The organism is Kitasatospora hibisci, from assembly GCF_043950205.1.
GTDB lineage: Bacteria > Actinomycetota > Actinomycetes > Streptomycetales > Streptomycetaceae > Kitasatospora > Kitasatospora hibisci.
This window is the reverse complement of the sequence record NZ_CP171642.1, coordinates 1033583-1059491: the sequence shown is the minus strand read 5'-3', so window position 1 is coordinate 1059491 and position 25909 is coordinate 1033583. Positions and strand designations below refer to the sequence as shown.

Genomic DNA, 25909 nt, shown 5'->3' with positions numbered 1-25909 from the left:
GGGCCGACCGGGTGGTCAGCGGAGCGCGGTGCCGCGCTGGGAGGCCATGTAGGCGGGCAGGCCGTCGATGTGGGAGCGGCCGGTGGGGGCGAAGAAGAACCGGTCCAGAGCGCCCTGCAGGAAGGACCACGGGCGGTTCAGCTCGGCCGCCCAGCGCCAGCTGAACCGGGCGCCGGTCTCGGTGGGCTCGACCACGTAGTCCTCCACCAGGTGGCGGAAGATCGGCTTGGTCGCTCCGGTGGCGGTGAAGGTCTTGCGGGTGCCCTCCTCCCAGCGGAAGAAGCGCTCGCGCAGGATGAGGCCGCTCTCCATCTCGATCTCCCGGGTGGTGCCGACGCCGAACGGCCGCGGCGAGGTCCAGGTGAGCTGACGCATGCCCTTGGTCCAGCTGGAGACGCCGTCGCCGGTCAGGGCCGCCCAGGTCTCCTCGGCGGAGAACGGCACCTCGACCGAACGGGCGTGGTACAGCGGGGCGGTGGCGAAGAGCGAGTCGTCGGCTTCCTCGATCGGATACCAGCGGGCGGCCATGGTGTCGGGTTCCTTTCCAGGGGGTCTTACGGGGTGTTCCGGGGTGGGGCGGTGCGCCGGGGGATCGGTGCGTCGCGGGAGTTACGCCTTGCGGGCCCGCCAGAGGCCGACGCAGCCGCGCACGGCGAGGTCGAAGTCGTCGAAGTTCTGCTTCAGCTGGTCGCGCAGGTCGTCAAGGTGGTCCTGGTCGTTGTGGAAGACACCCTTGCCGTTGAGGTCGTTCATCAGCCAGCGGCCGGCCCCGGTGACCGGAACGCCCTGGGAGAGGATGGTGCTGCCGAACACCGTGCCGCCGGGCCGCACGGCCGCCGCGGCGTGCCTGATGGCGACGCCCTTCTCACGCAGGCTGCCGGGGATGCAGTGGAGCAGGAAGCTGAGGGCTGCCGAGTCGTGGCTCTCGGCGGGCACCGGCAGCGGCTCCAGCGCGTTGGCGACCACCTTGGTGGTCTTGAAGTGCGCCAGCCGCTCGGCGGTGAAGTCGAGGGTGCTGGGGTTGAGGTCGGCCAGCGTGATCTCCGGGTTCGAGACCGGGAACCGGGTGCGCTGCAGCAGGTAGCCGGTGCCGACGCCGATCTCCAGGTGCTTCGCGCCGATGGAGGTCCGGTACATCTCCAGGAAGTTGCGCGGGGAGCAGCGCCAGAACAGCGGCGCGCTGCCGCGGAACACGAGCAGGTCGTAGAAGGCGAGCGCGCGCCGGTGGTACGGGTTCGCGCCGTCCAGGACCGCCTGGTCGACGGAGTCGGGCTGGTGGTCGTTGTCGATGCTCATGGTCTGCTCACCCTCGGTCGGAGTCGGTACGTACGGTTGGACGGGTCAGGCGGACGGCTCGGCGAGCCGGTCGAGGACGGCGCGCACGGTGGAGGGACTGTGCTCGCCGGTCAGGGAGAAGTGGTCGCCCGGCACCTCGTCCTCGGTGTGCGGCACCGGCCAGGAGGCCTGCCAGCCGGTGGCGGGGAAGCCGGGGAGCGGCCGGGCCGCGCGGAGCTGGAACGTCGGCGTCGTGAGGGGCTGCGGCTGCCAGCTCTCGAAGAGCCGGGCGTAGCCGCCCATCGCGGTGAGGCAGGTGTCGTCCAGCAGCTGGTCGGCGGGGAGTTGACCTTCCGTCAGAAGTTTGGCGATCTCCGCCTGGATGCGGGGAAGTATCGCACTCCCGGGCCGGTAGCTGTCCAGCAGGACGACGGAGACCGGTGCGGTGCCGAGCTTCTCCAAGTGCGCCGCCACCGCGTGCGCGATCCAGCCGCCGGCCGAGTGGCCGAGGAGGGCGAACGGCCTCCCTGCGGCGAGCCTTTCGACGTCGTCGGCGTGCAGACGCACCAGCGCGTCGAGGTCGGCGGGCAGTGGCTCGCCCGCGGCGAAGCCGGGTGCGGGCAGTGCCCAGAGCTCGTGCCGGCCGTCGAAGGCGGCGGCCAGCCTGGCGTACTGGTGGGCGCCGGACCTGGAGGCGAAGGAGGGGAAGCAGAAGAAGCGCGGGGTCGCCGCTCCGCGGGCGAGGCGGACCGGTGCCGGGCGGCCGGCAGGGTCGGCCGCGCCGTCGAAGGTGTCCCGGAACCGGGCTGCGGCCGCGAGGAGTTCGCCGAACTCGGCGAACCGGCCCAGCTCGGCGGCCCGGGGTGCGAGCGAGGCCAGCAGGCCGGCAGCCGGCGCGTGCGGCGCGGCCGCCGCGGTGGCCAGCCCGGCTTCGAGATGCGCGGTGAGGCCGTCCAGCGTGGGGTGCTCGAACACCGCGGTGGACGGCAGGGGGACGCCGGTGGCGGCCTGCAGGGCGGCGCTGAGCTCGGTGGCCGCGAGCGAGTCGAGTCCCAGCTCGGGCAGCTCCAGTCCGGCATCCAGCTCGCCGGCGGAGCCGTGCCCCAGGGCCGCGGCCACCTGGGTGGCCACCAACTCCTTGAGGGTGGCCAGGCGTTCGGGCGCATCGAGGGTGAGCAGCCGCTCGCGGAGGCGGACGGGCGTCTCGGCGCCGGCCACCGGATCGTCGGCCGGGGGGACGGCGCCCTCGGCCGGCCGGGGGAGGGCGGCGGTGCCCTCGATCCAGAACCGGCGGCGCTGGAACGCGTAGGTGGGCAGGTCTACGAGGTCCGGTTCGAGGTGCGGTGTCCCGTCGCCGGCGAAGACGGCGGCCCAGTCGACCGGGACGCCGCGGACGTGGACGTGGGCGAGCGCGGTCAGCGCGCCCTCCGCCTCGGGGCGGGCCCGCCGGAGCAGCGGCACCGCCGCCGGTGCCGGCGTCCGTCCGGCCAGACCGTCCCGGACGAGGCCGGACAGGACACCGCCGGGACCGAGTTCGAGGAAGGTGGTGACGCCGTCCTCCGCCATCCGGCGGACGCCGTCGTGGAAGCGGACCGCCTCCCGGACGTGCTGCACCCAGTACTCCGGGCGGCCCACCTGTTCGGTGGTCGCCGGCTCGCCGGTGAGGTTCGACAGCAGCCGGATCCGCGGCGGCCGGTAGGCGATCCCGCTCGCCGCCTCGTGGAAGCGCGCCAGGACGCCGTCCATCAGCGGCGAGTGGAACGCCCGGGCCACCCGCAGCCGCCTGGTCCGGCAGCCGCGCGCGGCCAGCTCGGCGGCGACCTCGTCGACCGCCTCGGCCAGGCCGGAGAGCACGATGGCGCGCGGCCCGTTGACGGCGGCGATGCCGAGCCGGTCCTCCCGGCCCGCCAGCAACGGCAGCACCTCCTCCTCGGCCGCCTCCACCGCGACCATGGCGCCGGCCGGCGAGTCCTGCATCAGCCGGCCGCGGGCGGCGACCAGCCGGCAGGCGTCCTCGACCGTGAACACCCCGGCCGCGCAGGCCGCCGTCAGCTCGCCGATCGAGTGGCCACCGACCCAGTCCGGCACCACCCCCCAGGACTCCAGCAGCCGGAACGCCGCCAGACCGACGGCGAAGAGCCCGGCCTGGGTGAACACCGTCTCGTCGAGCAGAGCGGCTTCCGGGCTGCCCTCGGGGGCGAACAGCACGTCGCGCAGGGCGGGGCGGCCGGGCGCCGCGAGCTGCCGGTCCAGCAGCGCGCAGACCTCGTCCAGGGCCCGGGCGAAGACCGGGTGGGCCGCGTACAGGCCCTGGCCCATGCCAGGGCTCTGGCTGCCCTGGCCGGGGAAGAGGAAGCCGACCCGGCCCGCGGCCACCGTGCCGCGGACCACCCCGGGCGCGGGGGAGCCCGCGGCCAGCGCGTCCAGACCGGTGCCCAGCTCGGCCGCGTCACGGCCGAGCAGGACCGCCCGGTGCGGCAGGGCGGCCCGGGAGAGGGCCAGTGCGCGCCCGACGGCGGCCGGGGCGACGGCGGGCGAGCCGGCGAGGTGTTCGCGCAAGCGCTCCGCCTGGGCCCGCAGGGCGGCTTCACCGCGGGCCGAGACCAGCCAGGGGACGAGCGGACGCGCCGACGGCGTCGGCCCGGCCGGGCCGACGTCCACCGATTCGGCGCGCGATGCGGTGCCGTCGGAGCCGTCGGCGCTTTCAAGGCCTTGAGAGCCGTCGGGGCCCGCGGAGCTCCGGGAGCCGTCGGACGGTGCCGGTCGGCCGGGCAGGAGCGGGGCCGCTTCGAGCACGACGTGGGCGTTGGTACCGCTGATGCCGAACGCGGACACTCCCGCGCGCCGCGGCCGGTCCCGCTCCGGCCAGGCCACCGACTCGGTGAGGAGGGCGACCGCCCCCGAGTCCCAGTCCACGTGCGGGGTGGGGGCGTCGGTGTGCAGCATCGGCGGCAGGACGCCGTGCCGCATCGCCATCACCATCTTGATCACCCCCGCCATCCCGGCGGCCGCGGCGGTGTGGCCGATGTTGGACTTCACCGAGCCGAGGTAGAGGGGCTGTTCGGCCGACCGCCCGCGCCCGTAGGTGGCGAGCAGCGCCTCGGCCTCGATCGGGTCGCCGAGCGGTGTGCCCGTCCCGTGCGCCTCCACCGCGTCGACGTCGTCCGGGGACAGCCGGGCGTTGGCCAGCGCCTGCCGGATGACCCGTTGCTGGGAGGGGCCGTTGGGCGCGGACAGGCCGTTGCTGGCGCCGTCCTGGTTGGTCGCCGAGCCGCGGACCACGGCCAGCACCGGGTGCCCGTTGCGCCGGGCGTCGGAGAGCCGCTCCAGCACCAGCACACCCACCCCCTCGCCCCAGGCCGTGCCGTCGGCCGCGGCGGCGAACGGCTTGCACCGCCCGTCCGGAGCGAGCCCCCGCTGCCGGCTGAAGGCGACGAAGGCCTGCGGGGTGGACAGCACGCTGACGGCGCCCGCGAGTGCGAGCGTGCTCTCGCCCGAGCGCAGCGACTGGCAGGCCAGGTGCAGGGCGACCAGGGAGGACGAGCAGGCCGTGTCCACCGTGGCGGCCGGCCCCTCCAGTCCGAACGTGTAGGCGAGCCGGCCGGACAGGACACTCGCCGCGTTGCCGGTGAGCAGGTACCCCTCCAGGCCGTCCGGCGAGCCCTGCGCCAGCAGGTGGTAGTCCTGGCCGCTGCTCCCCGTGAACACCCCGGTGCGGCTGCCGCGCAGGGTGGTCGGGTCGATGCCGGCGCGTTCGAAGGCCTCCCAGGAGGTCTCCAGCAGCAGGCGCTGCTGCGGGTCCATGGCCAGGGCCTCGCGCGGGCTGATGCCGAAGAACGCGGCGTCGAACCGGTCCGCGTCGTGGAGGAACCCGCCCTCGCGGGTGTAGCTGCGGCCGGCCCGGTCCGGGTCGGGGTCGTAGAGGTTGTCCAGGTCCCAGCCGCGGTTGTCGGGGAAGGACGTGATCGCGTCCCGTCCCTCCGCGACCAGCTGCCACAGCTCGTCGGGGCTGCGGACCTCGCCCGGGTAGCGGCAGGCCATCGCGACGACGGCGATCGGCTCGTCGGCGCCGACCGCCGCGGCGGGGACGGGCTCGGCTTCCGTGATCTCGACGTCCGGGTCGGCGAGTCGGGAGAGCAGGTGGCGGCTCAGGGCCTCCGGCGTCGGGTGGTCGAAGGCGACGGCGGCCGGGAGCCGGAGGCCGGTGGCGGCCATCAGCCGGTTGCGCAGCTCGACGGCGGTGAGCGAGACGAAGCCCAACTCCTGGAAGGTGCGGCCCGGTGTGATCGGGGCGGCCAGGTCGAGGACGGCGATCGCGTGGGAGTCCACCAGATCGCGCACCAGCCGCTCCCGGTCGGGCTCGGAGAGCTCGGCGAGGCGGCGGCGCAGCTCCGCTCCGGCGGAGCCTGCGACGTGGTTCTCCGGCGCGGCGACCGGCTTGCCGGAACCCGTGGTGTCCACCCAGTAACGGCGGTGCTGGAAGGGGTAGGTGGGGAGGTCGGGGTGGGGGGCGGGGTGGAGGAGGGGGGTCCAGTTGAGGGGGTGGCCGTGGTTGTGGAGGTGGGTGGCGGAGGTGAGGAGGCGGGTCCAGGTGTCTTCGTTGCGGCGGAGGGTGCCGGTGATGATGACGGGGTTGGTGGTGTGGAGGGTTTCTTCGATGGCGGGGGTGAGGACGGGGTGGGGGCTGGTTTCGATGTAGGTGGTGTGGCCGTTGGTGTGGGCGGCGTGGGTGGCGTCGGTGAAGCGGACGGGGTGGCGGAGGTTGGTGTACCAGTAGTCGGCGTTGAGGTTGGTGGTGTCGAGGAGGGTGCCGGTGACGGTGGAGTAGAAGGGGATGGTGGCTTGGCGTGGTGTGATGCCGGCGAGTTGGGTGGTCAGGTTGGTCTGGATGGTTTCGACGTGGGGGGAGTGGGAGGCGTAGTCGACGTCGATGCGTCGGGCGCGGATGTTGTTGTTCTGGCAGTGGGTGAGGAGTTCGTCGAGGGCGTCGTGGTCGCCGGCGATGACGGTGGTGGTGGGGCCGTTGTGGGCGGCGATGGTGAGGCGGTCGTTCCATGGCTGGAGTAGTTCGGTGGTGTCGGTGTTGTTGAGGGGGAGGGAGGCCATGCCGCCGTGGCCGCTGATGGTGAGGATGGCTTGGCTGCGGAGGGCGGCGATGCGGGCGCCGTCTTCGAGGGTGAGGGCGCCGGCGATGGTGGCGGCGGCGATTTCGCCTTGGGAGTGGCCGATGACGGCGGCGGGTTCGATGCCGAGGGAGCGCCAGAGTTCGGCGAGGGAGACCATGACGGCGAACAGTGCGGGCTGGACGATGTCGACGCGGGTGAGGTCGTTGTTGCCGCGTAGGACGTCGGTGAGTGACCAGTTGACGTGTGGGGCGAGTGCGGTTTCGCAGTTGGCGATCCACTGGGCGAACACGGGGGAGGTGTCGAGGAGTTCGGCGCCCATGCCGATCCATTGGGAGCCTTGGCCGGGGAAGACGAAGACCGGGCGGTCGTGGGTGCCGTGGCCGGTGGGGGTGGTGCCGTCCGCGATTGCGGTGAGGGCGGTGAGGAGTTCGTGGTGGTTCTGGCCGAGGGCGACGGCGCGGTGGTCGAGGGTGGCGCGTCCGGTGAGGAGGGTGTGGCCGACGGCGCGTAGGTCGGTGTCGGGGTGGTTCTGGAGGAAGGTGGCGAGCTGTCCGGCCTGGGCGCGTAGGGCGCGTTCGTCGCGGGCGGAGAGCACCCACGGCACCACCGACGACGGCGGGTCGACCTCGGTCGTCTCCTTCCGGGACTCCTCCGGGGCCTCCTCCAGGATCACATGCGCATTGGTCCCGCTCGCCCCGAATCCCGAGATCCCGGCTCGCCTGGCCTGCTCACCGGCCGGCCACTCCTGTGCCTCCGTGAGCAGCGACACGGCGCCGGACGCCCAGTCGACGTGCGGCGTCGGCTCGTCGACGTGGAGGGTCCGCGGCAGCACGCCGTTGCGCATCGCCATGACCATCTTGATCACCCCGGCGACACCCGCCGCGGCCTGGGTGTGGCCGATGTTGGACTTCACCGAGCCGAGCCAGAGCGGCCGTTCCGCCGGACGGTCCTGCCCGTAGGTGGCCAGCAGCGCCTGCGCCTCGATCGGGTCGCCCAGCGTCGTCCCGGTGCCGTGCGCCTCGACCGCGTCCACCTCCGCCGCCGCGAGGCGGGCGTTGTCGAGCGCGTCCCAGATGACCCGCTGTTGCGCCGGACCGTTGGGTGCCGTGAGCCCGTTGCTGGCGCCGTCCTGGTTGACGGCGGAGCCGCGCACCACCGCCAGCACCCGGTGCCCGTTGCGCTGCGCGTCGGACAGACGCTCCAACAGCAGGACACCGACGCCCTCGCCCCAGCCGGTCCCGTCGGCGGCGGCGGCGAAGGCCTTGCAGCGGCCGTCGGGGGCGAGCCCGCGCTGGCGGCTGAACTCGACGAACATGCCCGGCGCGGCCATCACCGCCGCCCCACCGGCGAGGGCGGTCGTGCACTCGCCCCGGCGCAGCGACTGGCAGGCCAGGTGCAGCGCCACCAGGGACGAGGAGCACGCCGTGTCGACGGTGATCGCCGGGCCCTCCAGACCGAACACGTAAGAGAGCCGGCCCGAGATCACGCTCGCCGCCCCGCCGGAGAGCAGGTACCCCTCCAGGCTCTCGGTCGCGTTCTGGGCGAGCGCCGCGTAGTCGACCTGTCCGGCGCCCATGAAGACGCCGGTCCTGCTGCCTCGGAGTGTGGCCGGGTCGACGCCGGCCCGTTCGAAGGCCTCCCAGGAGGTCTCCAGCAGCAGCCGCTGCTGCGGGTCCATCGCCAGGGCCTCGCGCGGGCCGATGCCGAAGAAGCCGGCGTCGAACCGGTCTGCTCCCTCGACGAATCCGCCCTCGCGGGCGTAGGTGTGGCCGGCACGGTCCGGGTCGGGGTCGTACAGCGCCTCGACGTCCCAGCCGCGGTCCTCCGGGAAGGCGGAGATCGCGTCCCGACCGTCCGCGACCAACTGCCAGAGCTGCTCCGCCGAGTCGGCGCCGCCGGGGAAGCGGCAGGCCATGCCGACGATCGCGATCGGCTCACCCGCGACGTTCTCCATCTCCTGGAGCCGCCGGCGGGTCTCCTGGAGGTCGGCGGTCACCCGCTTGAGGAAGTAGCGGAGCTTGTCCTCGGTCTCGCTGGCCACAGTGGCGCAACCCCTTCGGGATGGACAGGTACGGGATGTCTGGCCGGCACGGCCGCCGGCAGGCTGGTCAGGGCGGGGCGGTCAGGAGATGCCGAGTTCGTTGGTGATGAAGTCGAAGACCTCGTCGTCCTCGGCGGAGTCCAACTCCATTTCGCCCGCGGGGGATTCACCGGAGGTGGTCGGATCGCGCCGGTCGTCCCACCGCGAGACCACGGACCGCAGCCGGCCGGCGATCCGCGCCCGGTCGGGGTGGTCGGCGGCAACCGCGGCGAGGACGGCTTCCAGACGGTCCAGTTCGGCGAGCACCGGGGCGGTCGAGAGCTCTCCCTCGCGGGGGAGTTCGGCGTCCAGGTGGCCGGCCAGCGCCGCCGCCGTGGGATGGTCGAAGACCAGAGTCGCCGGCAGCCGCAGACCGGTCGCGGAGGTGAGGCGGTTGCGCAGCTCGACCGCCGTCAGCGAGTCGAAGCCCAGGTCGCCGAAGGCACGGTCGGCGTCGACCGAAGCGGCGTCCGAGTGGCCGAGCACGACCGCCACCTGGGTGCTGACGAGGTCCAGCAGCACGCGTCCGCGGTCGGCGTCGGACAGACCCGCGAGCCGTCGCTTCAGCCCGTCCGCCGCCTCCGCGTCGGGACGACGGGCGGGCCCGGCGGTCGTCCCGGCCAGGCTGTGCAGCAGCGGCGGGAGCTCGGCCCCGGCCTGGCGCAGCGCGGCCAGGTCCAGCCGGACCGGCAGCGTGGTCGGGTCGGCCCCGGTGAGCGCCGCGTCGAAGAGGGCGAGGCCGTCCTGCGGGGTGAGCGGGAGGACGCCCGAGCGCCGCATCCGGCCGAGCGTGGCGTCGTCGAGGGCGCCCGCCATGCCGTCGCGCTGCTCCCAGAGCCCCCAGGCGAGCGACCGGGCGGGAAGGCCCTGCGCGGCGCGGTGCTGGGCCAGGGCGTCGAGGAAGGCGTTGGCCGCCGTGTAGCCGCCCTGGCCTGCGCCGCCGAGGGTGGCCGTCGCCGAGGAGAACAGCACGAAGGCGGCGAGACCGGCCTCGCGGGTGAGCTCGTGCAGGTGCCAGGCGGCGTCAGCCTTCGGGCGGAGCGCGGCGTCGAACAGCTCCTCGGTGAGCGAGGCGAGGGCACCGTCCGCGACCACGCCGGCCGTGTGGACGACGGCGGTGAGCGGGTGCTCGGCGGGGACGGCGGCGAGGGCGGCGGCGAGTGCCGCACGGTCGGCGACGTCGCAGGCCGTGAGTGTCACCTGTGCGCCCAGGTCGGTGAGCTCGGCGGTCAGCTCGGCTGCGCCCGCGGCCTCCGGGCCGCGGCGGCCGAGCAGCAGCAGGTGCCGTACGCCGTGGGCGGCGACCAGGTGGCGGGCGAACAGCGCGCCGAGCGCACCGGTGCCGCCGGTGATCAGCACCGTGCCGTCCGGGTCGAGCGCGGGGGCCGGCGCGGGCGCCGCCGGGCGGGCCCGGACCAGGCGCGGCGTCAGGACGGCCCCGGCACGCAGGGCGAGCTGCGGCTCGGTGCCGGCGGCGGCCCGGGCGAAGGCCGCGGCGGGGTCCGGGGTGCCGTCGAGGTCGAGCAGGACGAAGCGGTCCGGGTGCTCGGCCTGGGCGGCGCGGACCAGCCCCCACAGCGGGGCGTGCGCGAGCTGCGGGACGTCCTCGCCGTGATCGGTGGCCACGGCGCGGCGGGTCACCAGGACCAGCCGGGAGCCGGTGAGGCGGTCGTCCGCCGCCCACTCCGCCAGCGCGGACCGCACCCGGTGCACCGCCGCGCGGACCGCGTCGGGGACGTCACCACCGGCCTCCGGCCGGTCGGCTCCGGCCATGTCAGGAATGGGGAGGAAGACCGCGTCCGGCACCGGCAGCCCGGCGTCGACGGCTGTGCCGAGTGCCGTGACGTCCGGGTGATGGTCGAGGCCCGCGCCCAGGGTTCCGCCGCCCGGGGAGCCGAGGACGGCCCACCGCCCACGGACGGGCTCCGCCGCCGGGGCCGGCGTCCACTCGACGCGGAACAGGGCGTCGCCGAGCCCGACCCGGGCCGCCGAGCGCAGCTGATCGACCGAGACAGGCCGGGCCCGCAGCGCGCCGACCGAGGCCACCGGCGCGCCGGACTCGTCGGCCACCTGCAGCGACATCGCGTCCGGCCCGGCCGGGGCCATCCGCAGCCGCAGCACGGCCGCGCCCGGGCGGTGCAGCCGCACCCCGTTCCAGGCGAACGGCAGCAGCACCTGCTCGCCGGTGTTCCCGACCAGACCGGCGTGCAGCGCGGCGTCGAGCAGCGCCGGGTGGACACCGTACCCGGCGGCCTGTGCCCGCTCCGGTTCCGGCAGCGCGACCTCGCCGTACATCTCCTCGCCCGCGCGCCACACCGCCCGCAGACCGCGGAACGACGAGCCGTAGACGAATCCGTCGCGGGCGACGGACGGGTAGAAGTCGGTCACGTCCACCGGCACCGCGCCCTCGGGCGGCCAGACGCCCGCGTGGTCCCAGACGCCCGTGTGGTCCCGGCCGATGGCCCCGTCCTCGGCGGTCAGCGTGCCGCCGGCGTGCCGCGTCCACGGCTCGCCGTCGTCCGGCCGCGAGTACACGCCGATCGATCGCCGGCCCGATTCGTCGGCCGCACCGACCACCAGCTGCACCTGCACCGCGCCGGCCTCGGTGAGGATCAGCGGCGCCTCCTGGTCCAGCTCCTCCACCGCCGTGCAGCCGGTCAGGTGCGCCGCGTGCAGCGCCAGCTCCAGGTAGGCGGTGCCGGGCACCACCACGCTGCCGAGGATGACGTGGTCGGCGAGCCAGCGGTGCGAGCGGACCGACAGCCGCCCGGTGAGGATCAGTCCGCCGCCCTCCGCCGGGGTGACGGAGGCGCCGAGCAGCGGGTGCCCGGCCGCCGTCACGCCCAGTTCGGACGCCTCGGCGGCCGGCCCGGCGGCGACCGGCCAGTACCGCTCGCCCTGGAACGCGTACGTCGGCAGGTCCACCCGGTGCCGGTCCGGTCCGGTCAGGTCGGTGAGGCAGGTCGGCCAGTCCACCCGGACGCCCCGCACGTGTGCCTGCGCGGCGGCGGCCAGCACGGTGTCGGTCTCCGGGCGGCCCCGGCGCAGCAGCGGCACGGCCGCGACGTCGTCCCGGTCCCCGGCGGCCTGCTGGGCCATGGCGGAGAGCACGCCGTCCGGGCCCAGCTCCAGGAGGGCGGTCACCCCGCGGTCGAGCAGGTGCCGAACCCCGTCGTGGAAGCGCACGGCCTCGCGCACGTGCCGGACCCAGTACTCCGCGGTGCGGATCTCCTCGGTGACCGGGCGGCCGGTGAGGTTGGAGACGACCGGGATCGTCGGCTCGTGCAGGGTCAGCCCGGCGAGCACCTCGCGGAACGCGTCGAGCATGCCCGCCATCCGTGGGGAGTGGAAGGCGTGGCTGACGGTCAGCCGCTTGGTGCGGCGGCCTTCGGCACGGAGTCGTTCGGCGATCACGGTGACCGCCTCCTCCTCGCCGGAGAGCACCACCGAGCGGGGGCCGTTGACGGCAGCGATGCTCGCCTGCGCCTCGTGGCCGGCGAGCAGCCCGGCGACCTCGTCCTCCGTCGCCTCGACGGCCACCATCGCGCCGCCGGCGGGCAGTTGCTGCATCAGGCGGCCGCGCGCGGCGACCGCCGTCACCGCGTCCTCCAGTGAGAACACCCCGGCGACGTGTGCCGCCGCCAGTTCGCCGATCGAGTGCCCGAGCACGAAGTCCGGCCGCAGGCCCCAGGACTCGGCCAGCCGGAACAGCGCCACCTCCAGCGCGAACAGGGCGGCCTGGGTGAACGCGGTCTCGTCCAGCCGTTCGGCCTCGGGCGAGCCCTCCTCGGCGAGCAGCACCTCGCGCACCGGCAGCCCGGTCCGCTCCGCCAGCAGGGCGCAGACCCTGTCCAGCTCGGTGGCGAACACCGGGAAGCGGCCGTGCAGTTCGCGGCCGGCGCCGGCCCGCTGGGCGCCCTGGCCGGTGAACAGGAACGCCAGCCTCCCGCCGCGCGGGCCCGGACCCCGGACGAGCTGCGGCGCGCTCCCACCCCGCTGCAGGGCGTCGAGACCGGCGAGCAGTTCGGTGCGGTCGGCACCGAGCACCACCGCGCGGTGGTCGAGGTCGGCCCGGGAGGTGGCCAGCGACCAGGCGACGTCCGCCCGGTCCCACCCGGGCTCGCCCGCGACGGCCCCGGCCAGGCGGCCGGCCTGGGCGCGAAGCGCCTCCGGGCTGCGGGCGGAGAGCAGCCACGGGGTGCCGGCGGGCGCCTCGTGGGGCTCTTCGGTCGGGCTCGGCCCGGCCGCCGGCCCCTCGACCGGCTCGTCGACCGGCTCCTCGGAGGGCTGTTCCAGGATCACGTGGGCGTTGGTGCCGCTGATCCCGAACGAGGAGACACCCGCGCGCCGCGGCCGGTCGGTGACGGGCCAGGCACGCTGCTCCGTGAGCAGCTCGACCGCGCCGCGCGACCAGTCGACCTGCGGCGTCGGCTCGTCCACGTGCAGGGTGGCGGGCAGCACGCCGTGCCGCATCGCCAGCACCGTCTTGATGACGCCGGCGACGCCCGCGGCGAGCTGGGTGTGGCCGATGTTGGACTTCACCGAGCCGAGGTAGAGCGGCCGTTCGGCCGGCCGGTCCTGGCCGTAGGTGGCGAGCAGGGCCTGCGCCTCGATCGGGTCGCCGAGCCGGGTGCCCGTCCCGTGGGCCTCGACCGCGTCCACGTCGGCGGCGGTCAGCCGGGCGTCCGCCAGCGCCGCCCGGATCACCCGCTGCTGGGCGGGCCCGCTCGGGGCGGTCAGGCCGTTGGAGGCGCCGTCCTGGTTGATCGCCGAGCCGCGGACCAGAGCGAGTACCGGGTGGCCGAGGCGGCGGGCGTCGGAGAGCCGCTCGACCAGCAGCACGCCGACGCCCTCGCCCCAGGCGGTGCCGTCGGCCGCACCGGCGAAGGCCTTGCAGCGGCCGTCGGGGGCGAGGCCGCGCTGGCGGCTGAACTCGATGAACATGTGCGGCGCCGCCATCACGGCCGCGCCGCCGACCAGTGCCATCGTGCACTCGCCGTCCCGCAGCGCCCGGCTCGCCAGGTGCAGTGCGACCAGGGAGGAGGAGCAGGCGGTGTCGACCGTGAGCGCCGGGCCCTCCAGGCCCAGGGCGTAGGCCAGTCGGCCGGAGGCGACGCTGACGGTGGTGCCGGTCAGCAGGTAGCCCTCGGAGCCCTCGGCGCTGCGCGGATCGGCGGCGTAGCCGAGCGGGGCGGCGCCGACGAACACTCCGGTCCGGCTGCCCTGGACGGAGGAGGGGTCGATGCCGGCGCGTTCGAAGGCCTCCCAGGAGGTCTCCAGCAGCAGGCGCTGCTGCGGGTCCATGGCCAGGGCCTCGCGCGGACTGATGCCGAAGAACGCGGCGTCGAACCGGTCCGCGTCCCGGACGAAGCAGCCCTGCCGGACGTAGCTCCGGCCGGGGCGGTCCGGGTCCGGGTCGTACAACTCCTCGGTGTCCCAGCCGCGTTCGGCCGGGAAGTCGGAGAGGGCGTCGCGGCCGTCGGCGACCAGCCGCCACAGGTCCTCGGGGCTTTGTACGTCGCCGGGGTAGCGACAGGCCATGCCGACGATCGCGATCGGCTCGTGCCGGGCCTCGGTCAGCTGGTGGTTCTGCTGCTGCAGCCGCCGGGTCTCCTTGAGCGAGACCCGGAGCGCTTCCAGCACCTTCTCCTGTGATGCAGCCATCGTTTGGTTCTCCGCAGTCCGAGCGCGATCAGAGGTCAGTGGTGCCGAGGGCCAGGCCGATCAGGTCGTCGGCGTCCATGGCGTCGATCTCGTCCAGTTGGTCGTCCGCCTCGGCCGGCGGCTCCTCGGGCGCAGCGCCGGCCAGGGCGAGCAGCGCGTCGAGCAGGCCGGCGGCGCGAAGCCGGGCCGGCGCGATGGTGGCCAGGAGCCGGCTGACCTCGCCGTCCGAGGCGGCCGGACGGTCCGGCTCGGCCGGTGCGGCCGGGGCCAGCTCGGCGAGCAGGTACGCGGCCAGGGCGTCCGGCCGCGGATGGTCGAAGACCAGCGTCGCCGGGAGCCGGAGCCCGGTGGCGGCGCCCAGCCGGTTGCGCAGCTCGACGGCGGTCAGCGAGTCGAAGCCGAGCTGCTTGAACGCGAGGTCCGGCCGGATCGCATCGTCGGTGGTGTGACCGAGCACGACGGCAGCGTTGGCGCGAACCAACTCCAGCAGGGCACGGGCCCGTTCGGCCTCGGGCAGGGCGGCCAGCCGGCGGGCCGGTGCGTCCGCTCCGCCCGCCTCGGCGACCGCCACTGCCCGGCGGGCCGGCGAGCCGATCAGCCGGCGCAGCAGCGGCGGCACCGACGAGGACTGGAGAGCGGTGCGGGCGGTCGCGACGTCGAGCCGCATCGCCACCAGCAGGGCCTCGTCGGCGTCCAGGGCCGAGTCGAACATCGCCAGGCCGTCGGCGTCGGAGAGCGGGCGGACGCCGGAGCGGCGCAGCCGGGTCAGGTCGGTGTCGTCGAGGTGGCCGGTCATCCCGCTGGCCTGCTCCCACAGGCCCCAGGCGATCGACAGGCCGGGCAGCCCCGCGGCGCGGCGCTGCTCGGCGAGACCGTCGAGGAAGGCGTTGGCCGCCGCGTAGTTGCCCTGGCCGGGGCCGCCCAGGACGGCGGCCGAGGAGGAGAAGAGGACGAACGCGCCGAGGTCGGCGTCCCGGGTCAGCTCGTGCAGGTGCCAGGCGGCGTCCGCCTTCGGGCGGAGCACCGTCGCCACCTGGCCGGGGGTCAGCGAGGCGATCACCGCGTCGTCCAGCACACCGGCGGCGTGGACGACGGCGGTGAGCGGGTGCTCGGCGGGGACGTCGGCGAGCACCCGTGCCAGGGCGTCGCGGTCCGCCGTGTCGCAGGCGGTGACCGTCACCTGCGCGCCCAGCGCGGTGAGTTCGGCGGTCAGCTCGGCCGCGCCCGCGGCCTCCGGGCCGCGCCGGCCGAGCAGCAGCAGGTGCCGCATGCCGTACTCGGTGACCAGACGGCGGGCGACCAGGCCGCCCAGCACGCCCGTGCCCCCGGTGATCAGCACCGTGCCGTCCGGGTCGGGCCCGGCAGGCATGGTGAGCACCACCTTGCCGGTGTGGCGGGCCTGGCTCATGAAACGGAACGCGTCCGGTGCACGCCGCACGTCCCAGGTGCGGGCGGGGATCGGGTGGAGCGTGCCGCGCTCGAACAGCGGCATCAGCTCGGCCGTCATCCGGCCGATCCGGTCGTAGCCGGCCTCGATCAGGTCGAACCAGAGGTAGGAGGTGCCGGGGTGGGCGGCGGTGACCTCGGCCGCGTCGCGGATGTCGGTCTTGCCCATCTCGGCGAACCGGCCGCCGTCCGCGAGCAGCCGCAGCGAGGCGTCGACGAACTCGTTGGCGAGCGAGTTCAGGACGACGTCCACACCCCGGCCGCCGGTGGCGGTACGGATCCGCTGCTCGAAGCCGAGGTCGCGGGAGGAGGCGATCCGGTCCTGGGGGATCCCCAGCGAGCGCAGGGTGTCCCACTTGGCCGGGCTCGCCGTGGTGAACACCTCGGCACCCAGGTGGCGGGCGAGTTGGATCGCGGCCATGCCCACACCGCCGGTCGCCGAGTGGATCAGCACCGACTCGCCGGGAGCGAGCCGGGCGAGGTCCACCAGCCCGTAGTAGGCGGTGAGGAAGGCGATCGGCACCGAGGCGCCCTCGGTGAACGTCCAGTGCGCCGGCAGCGGGACGAGCAGCCGGTGGTCGACCACGGCGACCGGCCCGAACGAGCCGGGCACCATGCCCATCACGCGGTCGCCCGGGGCGAACCCGGTCACGTCGGGGGCGGTCTCCAGCACCACGCCGGCCGCCTCGCCGCCCATGACGTCCTGGTCGACCATGCCCAGGCCGAGCAGCACGTCGCGGAAGTTCATCCCGGCGGCGCGCACGGCCAGCCGGACCTGGCCAGGGCCGAGCGGTTCGGCAGCGGCGGGGTACGGGATCAGTGCGAGGTTCTCCAGGGTGCCCTTGGCGGTGGTGTCCAGCCGCCAGTCGGCGCCGTCCGCCGGCGGCTCCAGCAGCCGGCCGGTGGCGCCGCGGACGAGCCGAGGGGCGTACAACCTGCCTTCGCGGAGTGCCAGTTGCGGCTCGTCGGTGGCGAGAGCGGCGGCGAGCGCGTCCTTCGGGGCGGGGGAGCGGCGGTCGTCCAGGTCGATCAGGACGAAGCGGCCGGGGTGTTCGGTCTGGGCGGAGCGCAGCAGGCCCCAGACCGGTGCGGCGACCAGGTCGCGCACGCTCTCGCCGGTGCCGGCCGGGACGGCGCCAGAGGTCAGGACGACCAGTCGGGAGGTGCTGAACTGCTCGGCAGCCAGCCACTGCTGAAGCAGGGTCAGGGTGTCGGTGGTGAGGTCGCGGACGGCGGTGGGGACGTCCGGGGAGCCGGCGCCGGTGCAGGTGACCAGCACCGCGTCGGGGACGGTCGCACCGGCGGCGACGGCCTCGGCGAGGGCGGCCAGGTCGGGGTGGCCGCCGATCCGGAGGTCCTCGGACAGGCCCAGCCGGTCGGTGCCGAGCAGGACCCAGCGCCCGGCGGCCGCCTCGGCGGCGGGCAGCTCGGTCCAGTCCACCCGCAGCAGGGGGTCCGCGTGGTCTTCGCGCGCCGCCTGCAGCCGCTCCCGGTCCACCGGGCGGCTCGCCAGCGCCGCCACCGAGGCCACCGGGGCGCCGGACGCGTCGGCCACCTGGAGGGCGATCCCGTCCGCGCCGGCCGGGGAGACCCGCACCCTCAGCGCGGTCGCACCGGTGGCGTGCAGGGCGACACCGCTCCACGAGAACGGCAGCCGCACCTCGCCGGGCGAGGCGGCAGCGGTCGCGTGCAGGGCGGCGTCCAGCAGCGCGGGGTGCAGGCCGAAGCGCACGGCGTCGTCGTGCTGCTCGGCAGGCAACCGGACCTCGGCGAACAGGTCGTCGCCCTGCCGCCAGAGTGCGCGCAGCCCCTGGAAGGCCGGGCCGTAGCCGAGGCCGTCCTCGGCCAGCCGGGGGTAGAGCTCGGTGACGTCCACCGGCACCGCGCCGGCCGGGGGCCATGTGGCGAGGTCCCAGGTCGGGCGCTCGGCGCCGACGGCCAGCGCGCCGGTGGCGTGCCGCGACCAGGGGGCGTCGGGGCGGTCGGGGCGGGAGTGCAGGGAGAAGGCGCGGCGGCCCCCCTCCTCCGGCGGGCCGATCCGGAGCTGGAGCTGGACGGCGCCCTCGTCGGGGAGCAGGAGCGGTGCCTGGAGCGTCAGTTCGTCGAGGACGTCGCAGCCGGTGTGGTCACCGGCGTGGAGGGCGAGTTCGACGAAGGCGGTGCCGGGGAGGAGGGGGGTGCCGAAGACGGCGTGGTCGGTGAGCCAGGGGTGGGTGGTGGGGGAGATCCGGCCGGTGAGGATGGTCGCGTCGTCGTCGGCGAGGGGGAGTAGGGCGCTGAGCAGGGGGTGTTGGGCGGGGGTGAGGCCGGCGGTGGTGACGTCTCCGGTCGCGGTTGGGGTGTCGAGCCAGAAGCGTTCGCGCTGGAAGGGGTAGGTGGGCAGGTCGAGTGGGCCGGTGGGGTGGGGTGGGTTGGTCGGCCAGGTGAGGGTGGCGCCGTGGACGTGGGCTTCGGCGAGGGAGGTGAGGAGGCGGCGGAGGCCGCCCTCGTCGCGGCGTAGCGAACCGATGACGAGGGCCTGTCGGTCGGTGTTCTCGCTGATGTCCTGTACGGCCATGGTGAGGACGGGGTGGGGGCTGGTTTCGATGTAGGTGGTGTGGCCGTTGGTGTGGGCGGTGTGGGTGGCGTCGGTGAAGCGGACGGGGTGGCGGAGGTTGGTGTACCAGTAGTCGGCGTTGAGGTTGGTGGTGTCGAGGAGGGTGCCGGTGACGGTGGAGTAGAAGGGGATGGTGGCTTGGCGTGGTGTGATGCCGGCGAGTTGGGTGGTCAGGTTGGTCTGGATGGTTTCGACGTGGGGGGAGTGGGAGGCGTAGTCGACGTCGATGCGTCGGGCGCGGATGTTGTTGTTCTGGCAGTGGGTGAGGAGTTCGTCGAGGGCGTCGTGGTCGCCGGCGATGACGGTGGTGGTGGGGCCGTTGTGGGCGGCGATGGTGAGGCGGTCGTTCCATGGCTGGAGTAGTTCGGTGGTGTCGGTGTTGTTGAGGGGGAGGGAGGCCATGCCGCCGTGGCCGCTGATGGTGAGGATGGCTTGGCTGCGGAGGGCGGCGATGCGGGCGCCGTCTTCGAGGGTGAGGGCGCCGGCGATGGTGGCGGCGGCGATTTCGCCTTGGGAGTGGCCGATGACGGCGGCGGGTTCGATGCCGAGGGAGCGCCAGAGTTCGGCGAGGGAGACCATGACGGCGAACAGTGCGGGCTGGACGATGTCGACGCGGGTGAGGTCGTTGTTGCCGCGTAGGACGTCGGTGAGTGACCAGTTGACGTGTGGGGCGAGTGCGGTTTCGCAGTTGGCGATCCACTGGGCGAACACGGGGGAGGTGTCGAGGAGTTCGGCGCCCATGCCGATCCATTGGGAGCCCTGGCCGGGGAAGACGAAGACCGGCCGGTCGAAGGTGCCGTGGCCCTGGACGACGCCGGGCGTGGTGGTTCCGTCGGCGAGGGCCGCGAGGCCGTTCAGCAGCTCGGCACGGCTCTCGCCGATGACCACGGCCCGGTGCTCGAACACCGATCGGCCCGATACCAGCGTCCCGGCCACCGCGGCGGGGTCCCACTCCGGGTGGGCCTCGACGGCCGCCCGCAACCGCCCGGCCTGCTCACGCAGCGCCCGCTCGTCCCGCGCGGACAGCACCCACGGCACCACGCCACCGGACGCTGCGCCGTGGTCGGCTGCCGGAACCTCCGGCGCCTGCTCCAGGATGACGTGCGCGTTGGTCCCGCTCACACCGAACGAGGACACGGCCGCCCGCCGCGGACGGCCGGTCTGCGGCCATTCCTGTGCCTCGGTGAGCAGCGACACGGCGCCGGACGCCCAGTCGACGTGCGGCGTCGGTTCGTCGACGTGGAGGGTCCGCGGCAGCACGCCGTTGCGCATCGCCATGACCATCTTGATCACGCCGCCGACCCCGGCCGCGGCCTGGGTGTGGCCGAGGTTGGACTTCAGCGAGCCGAGGTAGAGCGGCCGTTCGGCCGGCCGGTCCTGGCCGTAGGTGGCGAGCAGGGCCTGTGCCTCGATCGGGTCGCCGAGCTTGGTGCCCGTCCCGTGCGCCTCGACCGCGTCGACCAGGTCGGGCGAGAGTTCGGCCTCGGCGAGGGCCTGCCGGATCACCCGCTGCTGTGAGGGCCCGTTGGGCGCGGAGAGGTTGCTGCTGGCGCCGTCCTGGTTGACCGACGACCCGCGCAGGACCGCGAGCACCCGGTGTCCGTTCCGCTCGGCGTCCGACAGGCGCTCGACCAACAGCATTCCGGCGCCCTCGCCCCACGCCGTCCCGTCGGCGGCGGCGGCGAACGACTTGCAGCGCCCGTCCCGGGCGAGGCCGCCCTGGCGGCTGAACTCGACGAACGTGCTCGGGGTGGCCATCACCGTGACGCCGCCGGCCAGCGCCATCGTGCAGTCGCCACGCCGGATCGCCTGCGCCGCCAGGTGCAGCGCGACCAGCGACGAGGAGCACGCCGTGTCCACCGTCACCGCCGGCCCTTCCAGGCCGAGGACGTAGGCGATCCGGCCGGACGCGACGCTGCCCGCCGTCCCGCTTCCCAGGAAGCCCGCGACCGACTCGTCCACCGAGCCGAGGCGGGTGCCGTAGTCGTGGTACATCAGGCCGGTGAACACGCCGACCCGGGCTCCGCGTACGGTCGCCGGCCGGATGCCCGCCCGTTCGAAGGCCTCCCAGGAGGTCTCCAGCAGCAGCCGCTGCTGCGGGTCCATCGCCAGGGCCTCGCGCGGGCTGATCCCGAAGAAGCCGGCGTCGAACCGGTCCGCGTCGTCGAGGAAGCCGCCTTCGCACACGTAGGAGGTCCCGGGGCGCAGGCCCTCGGGGTCGTAGAAGTCCTCGACCCACCAGCCGCGTCCGCCGGGCGGGACGCCGACGGCGTCCCGCCCGGCGGCCACCAGGTCCCACAGCTCCTCCGGCGTCCGCACCCCGCCCGGGTACCGGCAGCTCATCCCGACGATCGCGATCGGGTCGCGGTCGGCCGCCTCCAGTTCGGCCACCCTGCGGCGTGCCTCGCCGAGCTCGGCGGCAGCCCACCGGAGGTGCTCGCGAAGCTTGTCTTCATGTGCCACTTGAGCCTGCTCCTATAGCCGGTGCGGGTTCGACCTGGTTCTGCCCTCGCCCTCAGCGGGCGCGCAACTGGTCGAGTACGTCGAAGAGTTCGTCGTCGGTGGCCGAGGCGAGGTCGGGCCGGCCGCTGCTGTCCCGGCTGTCGTCGCCCCAGCGGGCGAGGAGGTCCTTCAGCCGGTGGGTGATCGCCGTCCGGGCCTGGTCGTCGTCGGTGTAGGGCGTCAGGAACTGCTCCAGTCGGTCGAGTTCGGCGAGCGCCGGGCCCACCGCCGTGGTCTCTCCGGTGTCGAACTCGGCGCAGAGGTGATCGGCCAGCACCTCCGCGGTGGGGTAGTCGAACACCAGGGTGCTGGGCAACTGGAGGCCGGTGGCGTCCTGCAGCCGCTCCTGGAGTTCGAGGTTGGCGAGCGAGTCGAAGCCCAGGTCGACGAAGCCCTGGCCCGGGTCGATGGACTCGGGGGTGGACTCGGCCAGCACGATCGCCGCGTGGGTGCGCACCAGGTCGAGCAGGGCGCGCCGGCGGTCGGACTCCGGCATCGCCCGAAGGCGCTGCGCGAAGCCGCTCGTCCCGTCCTGCGCCGGTTCCTGGTCCGGCCCCGGCGCGGGCGCCGACGCCGCCGTGGGGACCGACACCGTGACCGACTCCCGCAGCAGCGAGGGAACTTGTCCCTGGTCGGCCCGGCCCCGCAGTACCGCGAGGTCCAGCCGAACGGGGACGAGCACCGACTCATTGATCATGATACGGGCGGTGTCGAAGAGATCAAGTGCCTCAGCCGTCGAAAGCGCACCGACGCCTTCCCTGGCCAACCGGCCTATGCTGAGCGGATCCAGACCTTCCGTCAGCTTGCTGCGCTCCGCCCACAGCCCCCAGGCCAGTGAGAGGCCGGGCAGGCCCTCGGATCGGCGCCGCTGCGCGAGCGCGTCGAGGAAGGCGTTGGCGGCGGCGTAGTTGGCCTGCCCGGCGGTGCCGAAGGTGCCCGAGGCGGAGGAGAACAGCACGAAGGCGTCGAGCCCGGCGTCGCGGGTCAGCTCGTGCAGGTGCCAGGCCGCGTCGACCTTCGGCTGCAGGACGGCGGCGAGCCGCTCGGGCGTGAGCGCGGCCAGCAGGCCGTCGTCGGCCACGCCGGCGGCGTGCACGACCGCCCGCAGCGGGTGGGCCTCGGGTATCGACCGCAGCAGGGCGGCCAGCGCCTCCCGGTCGGCGGTGTCGCAGGCGGCGACGGTGACCTCGGCGCCCCGTTCGGTCAGTTCCGTCACGAGCTCGGCCACGCCCGGCGTCCTCTCGCCCCGGCGGCCCGCCAGGAGGAGGTGCCGGGCGCCGCGCTCGACCAGGTGCCGGGCGAGCAGGCCGCCCAGGGTGCCGGTGCCGCCGGTGACCAGGACGGTGCCGTCCGGGTCGAAGGCGGTGCCGCCGCCGGTGGCCGTCTCGGCCTCCACCAGCCGCGGCGCCAGCAGCCCCGAGGTGCGGAGCGCCAGCTGTGGTTCGTCGGAGGCGAGTGCCACGGCCAGGTCGGCCGAGGTGGGCGTCGCCCGATCGAGGTCCAGCAGGCCGAAGCGCCGGGGGTGTTCGGACTGAGCGGACCGGAGCAGTCCCCAGACGGCCGCCGCCGCGAGGTCGGGGGCGGGGTCGCCGGCTCCGGTGGACTGGGCGCCGTTCGTCACCACGACCAGCCGCGCGGCGGCGAACCGCGGCTCGGCCAGCCAGGCCCGCACCAGCCGGAGCGCGTCCGCGGTGGCGGTGTGGACGGCGGCCGGCACGTCGCCGCCGCCGGTCGGAGCGAGCGGGACGAGGACGACGTCCGGCACGGGGGTGCCGGCGGCGGCCAGTGCGGCGAGGTCGGGGTGGCGCTCCGGCGAGGCGTCCGGCAGCCCGGCGCCCACCACCGCGGTCCGCACCGCGACGGGGTGCGGGACCGGCGGCACCGGCGCCCAGCGGACGCGCCACAGGGCGCCGGAACCGGCGCCGGCCCCGGGCAGCCGGCGGGAGCGCAGGCTCGCCACCGTGGCCACCGGGACGCCCGCCGGGTCGGCGGCCTCGACGGTCACCGCGTCCGGGCCGGCCGGGGCGAGCCGCACCCGCAGGGCCGTGGCGCCGGTCGCCCGGACCGAGACGCCGTGCCAGCCGAACGGCACCGGCGTCGGGCCGTCCGCCTGCTCCGCCCCGGCCGCGTAGGCCTGCAGGGCGGCGTCCAGCAGTGCCGGGTGGAGGCCGTAGCGGCCGGCGTCGGCCCGGTCCGCCTCCGTCAGCGCCACCTCGGCGAACACCTCCTCGCCGCGCCGCCAGAGCGCGCGCAGGCCGCGGAAGGCCGGGCCGTACTCGACGCCGAGGGCGGCGAAGCGCTCGTAGCAGCCGTCCAGGCCGACCGGCTCGGCGCCGGCCGGCGGCCAGGCGACCAGGTCGGAGGGGACGGTCGGCTCCTCGGGCGTCAGCGTGCCGGTGGCGTGGCGGGTCCAGGCGGCGTGCTCGGGGGCGGCCGGGCGCGAGGACAGCTCCACCGCGCGGTGACCGGAACCGTCCGGGGCGCCGACGACCAGCCGGATCCGGACGCCGGCATCGGCGGCGGCCTCCGGCGCGGGCAGCTCCAGCGGGGCGAGCAGGGTGAGCTCGCCGAGGTGCGGGCAGCCCGTCCGCGCGCCGGCCTCGCGGACCAGCTCGACCACGGCGGTGCCGGGCAGCAGCACCCGGCCCTGCACCGTGTGGTCGGCGAGCCAGGGCAGCTCGCGCGGGGTGAGCCGGCCGGTGAACAACAGCCCGCCGTCGTGCGGCAGTTCGACCAGGGCCCGGAGCAGCGGGTGGCCCGTGGCCGTGAGCCCGGCGGCGGTCACGTCGGGATCGGCCGGCCCGTCCTCCAGCCAGTACCGCCGGCGCTGGAAGGCGTAGGTCGGCAGGTCCACGAGGCGGAGCCCGGTGACCGGGAACGCCGCCCCGAAGCGGACCGCCGCGCCGTGGACGTGCAGGTCGGCCAGCGCGGGGAGGAACCCGTCCGCGGTGGCGACCACCTGGACGTCCGGCCCGACGGCGGCGGTGATCCGGTCGGTCCGGTCGGTGCCGAGGACGACGAAGCGGTTGTGGCCGCGCTCCAGCATCGTGCGCAGTGAGGCGTCCACGGGCTCGGTGAGCAGCGGGATCCTGCTCTCCGTCGGGGCACCCGCCTCGCCGGACACCGCCGCGCGCGCACCGTCGACCAGGGACAACGACCCAGCGACGCAGGCGCCGGCGACCGTGCCGGCGCCCGGCGCGACCACCGCGGCCGGGTCCACCCCGTGCTCCCTCCAGAGCCCGGCGAGGGCCACCAGCACCGCCCACGCCACCGCCCGGCCGATCTCGGGACGCGCCGGATCGGGCGCGCCCGCCGTTGCGCGCAGCACCTCCGTCGCGGACCAGCCGGCGACCTCGCGCAGCGCGGCGTCGCACTCGGCGAGCCGCGCGGCGAACAGCGGCGTGGTGTCCAGCAGCCGCACCACCCGGTCGGGACGCTCCAGCGGCGCATCCGGCAGCACGAACACCACCGGGCCGTCGTCCCGGGCGACGCCCGTGACCAGGCCGGGCCGGGACTCGCCCGCGGCCAGCGCCGCCAGGCCCGCCCGCAACTCGCCGAGGTCCGCACCCAGCAGCACGGCCCGGCGCTCGAAGGCCGACCGGTGGCGCGCCAGCGCCGCACCGACCTCGGCCGCCGTCTGATCGGGATGCGTGGCCAGGTGGTCCAGCAGCCGCGCGGCCTGCGCGCGCAGCGCGGCCTCGGTCCGGCCGGAGAGCACCCACGGCACGGACGCCCCCTCGGCGGGCCGCGGCCCGGTCCCCTCCACCGGGAGGTCGGCGGCGGCCTCTTCGGCAGCCTCCTCCAGGATGAGGTGCGCGTTGGTCCCGCTGACCCCGAAGGACGACACGCCGGCCCGGCGCGGCCGCCCGGTGACCGGCCACTCCCGGGACCCGGTCAGCGGCGCCACCGCGCCCGCCGACCAGTCCACGTGCGGATTGGGCTCGTCGAAGTGGAGCGTGCGCGGCAGCACGCCCTGCCGGATCGCCATCACCGTCTTGATCACACCGGCCACACCCGCCGCCGCCTGGGCGTGGCCGATGTTGGACTTCACCGAGCCGAGGTACAGCGGCTCCCCGCCGGACCGGTCCTGGCCGTAGGTGGCGAGCAGGGCCTGCGCCTCGATCGGGTCGCCGAGGGTCGTCCCGGTGCCGTGTGCCTCCACCGCGTCCACCTCGCGCGCGGCCAGCCCGGCGTGCGCCAGCGCCTGCCGGATCACCCGCTGCTGGGCCGGCCCGCTCGGCGCCGTCAGCCCGCTGCTGGCGCCGTCCTGGTTGACCGCGCTGCCGCGGATCACCGCGAGCACCCGGCGCCCGTTGCGGCGGGCGTCCGAGAGCCGCTCCAGCAGCAGCATCCCGACGCCCTCGCCGAGGCCCGTCCCGTCGGCCCCGGCCGCGAAGGCCTTGCACCGTGCGTCGGTGGCCAGGCCGCGCTGCCGGCTGAACTCGACCAGCGCCATCGGCGAGGCCATCACGGTCACCCCGCCGGCCAGCGCCAGCGTGCAGTCGCCGTTCCGCAGCGCCTGCGCGGCCTGGTGCAGCGCGACCAGCGAGGACGAGCACGCCGTGTCCAGCGTGACGGCCGGGCCCTCCAGACCGAAGGTGTACGCGACCCGGCCGGAGGCGACGCTGCCGGTGCTGCCGTTTCCGACGTAGCCCTCGAACTCGCCCGGCACCCGGCGCAGCCGCGAGGCGTAGTCCTGGTAGATCACTCCGGCGAAGACCCCGGTCCGGCTGCCGCGCACCGACGCCGGGTCGATCCCGGCCCGCTCGAAGGCCTCCCAGGCCGTTTCGAGCAGCAGCCGCTGCTGCGGGTCGGTGGCCAGCGCCTCCCGGGCGCTCATGCCGAAGAACGCCGGGTCGAACTCGGCGGCGTCGTAGAGGAATCCGCCCTCGCGGACGTACACCGAGCCGTGCTGTGCCGGGTCCGGGTCGTAGAGGTCCTCGCCCCAGCCGCGGTCGGCCGGGAACGGGGAGATCACGTCCCGCTCCTCGGTCACCAGCCGCCAGAGGTCCTCGGGGGACGTGACCCCGCCGGGGTAGCGGCACGCCATGCCGACGATCGCGATCGGCTCGCGGGCCCCCTCCTCGACCTCCTGCAGCCGCCGGCGCGTCCGGCGCAGGTCGATGGTCAGCCGCTTGAGGGTGTCGAGGACCTTCTCGTCGCTCGTCATTGCGCTGTGCGCCTCTCTGTTCAACGCGGGCTCCGACGACGGGGCCGGGT

At 75.2% G+C, this 25909-nt stretch carries 3 protein-coding genes and 4 pseudogenes; all 7 read right to left on the bottom strand.

The genetic code is table 11. The annotated features are described in order from the left end of the window. Window positions 1-15: 15 nt before the first annotated feature. Window positions 16-528: an SRPBCC family protein gene (locus ACF9IK_RS04715; RefSeq protein ID WP_395292969.1), complete on the bottom strand. Its 513-nt coding sequence runs from the start codon at window positions 526-528 to the stop codon at window positions 16-18. 81 nt (window positions 529-609) lie between these two features. Further along, window positions 610-1296 (bottom strand): class I SAM-dependent methyltransferase, encoded by a 687-nt coding sequence (locus ACF9IK_RS04710; RefSeq protein WP_395292968.1) that lies wholly within the window; start codon window positions 1294-1296, stop codon window positions 610-612. Window positions 1297-1380: 84 nt separating this feature from the next. Further along, window positions 1381-8400, bottom strand: a pseudogene (locus ACF9IK_RS04705) (type I polyketide synthase); the annotation flags it as partial. A gap of 123 nt (window positions 8401-8523) precedes the next feature. Continuing rightward, entirely contained in the window at window positions 8524-14145 is a 5622-nt protein-coding gene (locus ACF9IK_RS04700; protein WP_395292967.1) for a type I polyketide synthase, read from the bottom strand. 28 nt (window positions 14146-14173) lie between these two features. Continuing rightward, window positions 14174-20632: pseudogene (locus ACF9IK_RS04695) on the bottom strand (SDR family NAD(P)-dependent oxidoreductase); the annotation flags it as partial. A gap of 70 nt (window positions 20633-20702) precedes the next feature. After that, a pseudogene (locus ACF9IK_RS37025) lies at window positions 20703-21110 on the bottom strand (phosphopantetheine-binding protein); the annotation flags it as partial. 291 nt (window positions 21111-21401) lie between these two features. After that, window positions 21402-25883: pseudogene (locus ACF9IK_RS04685) on the bottom strand (SDR family NAD(P)-dependent oxidoreductase); the annotation flags it as partial. Between the last annotated feature and the right edge of the window lie 26 nt (window positions 25884-25909).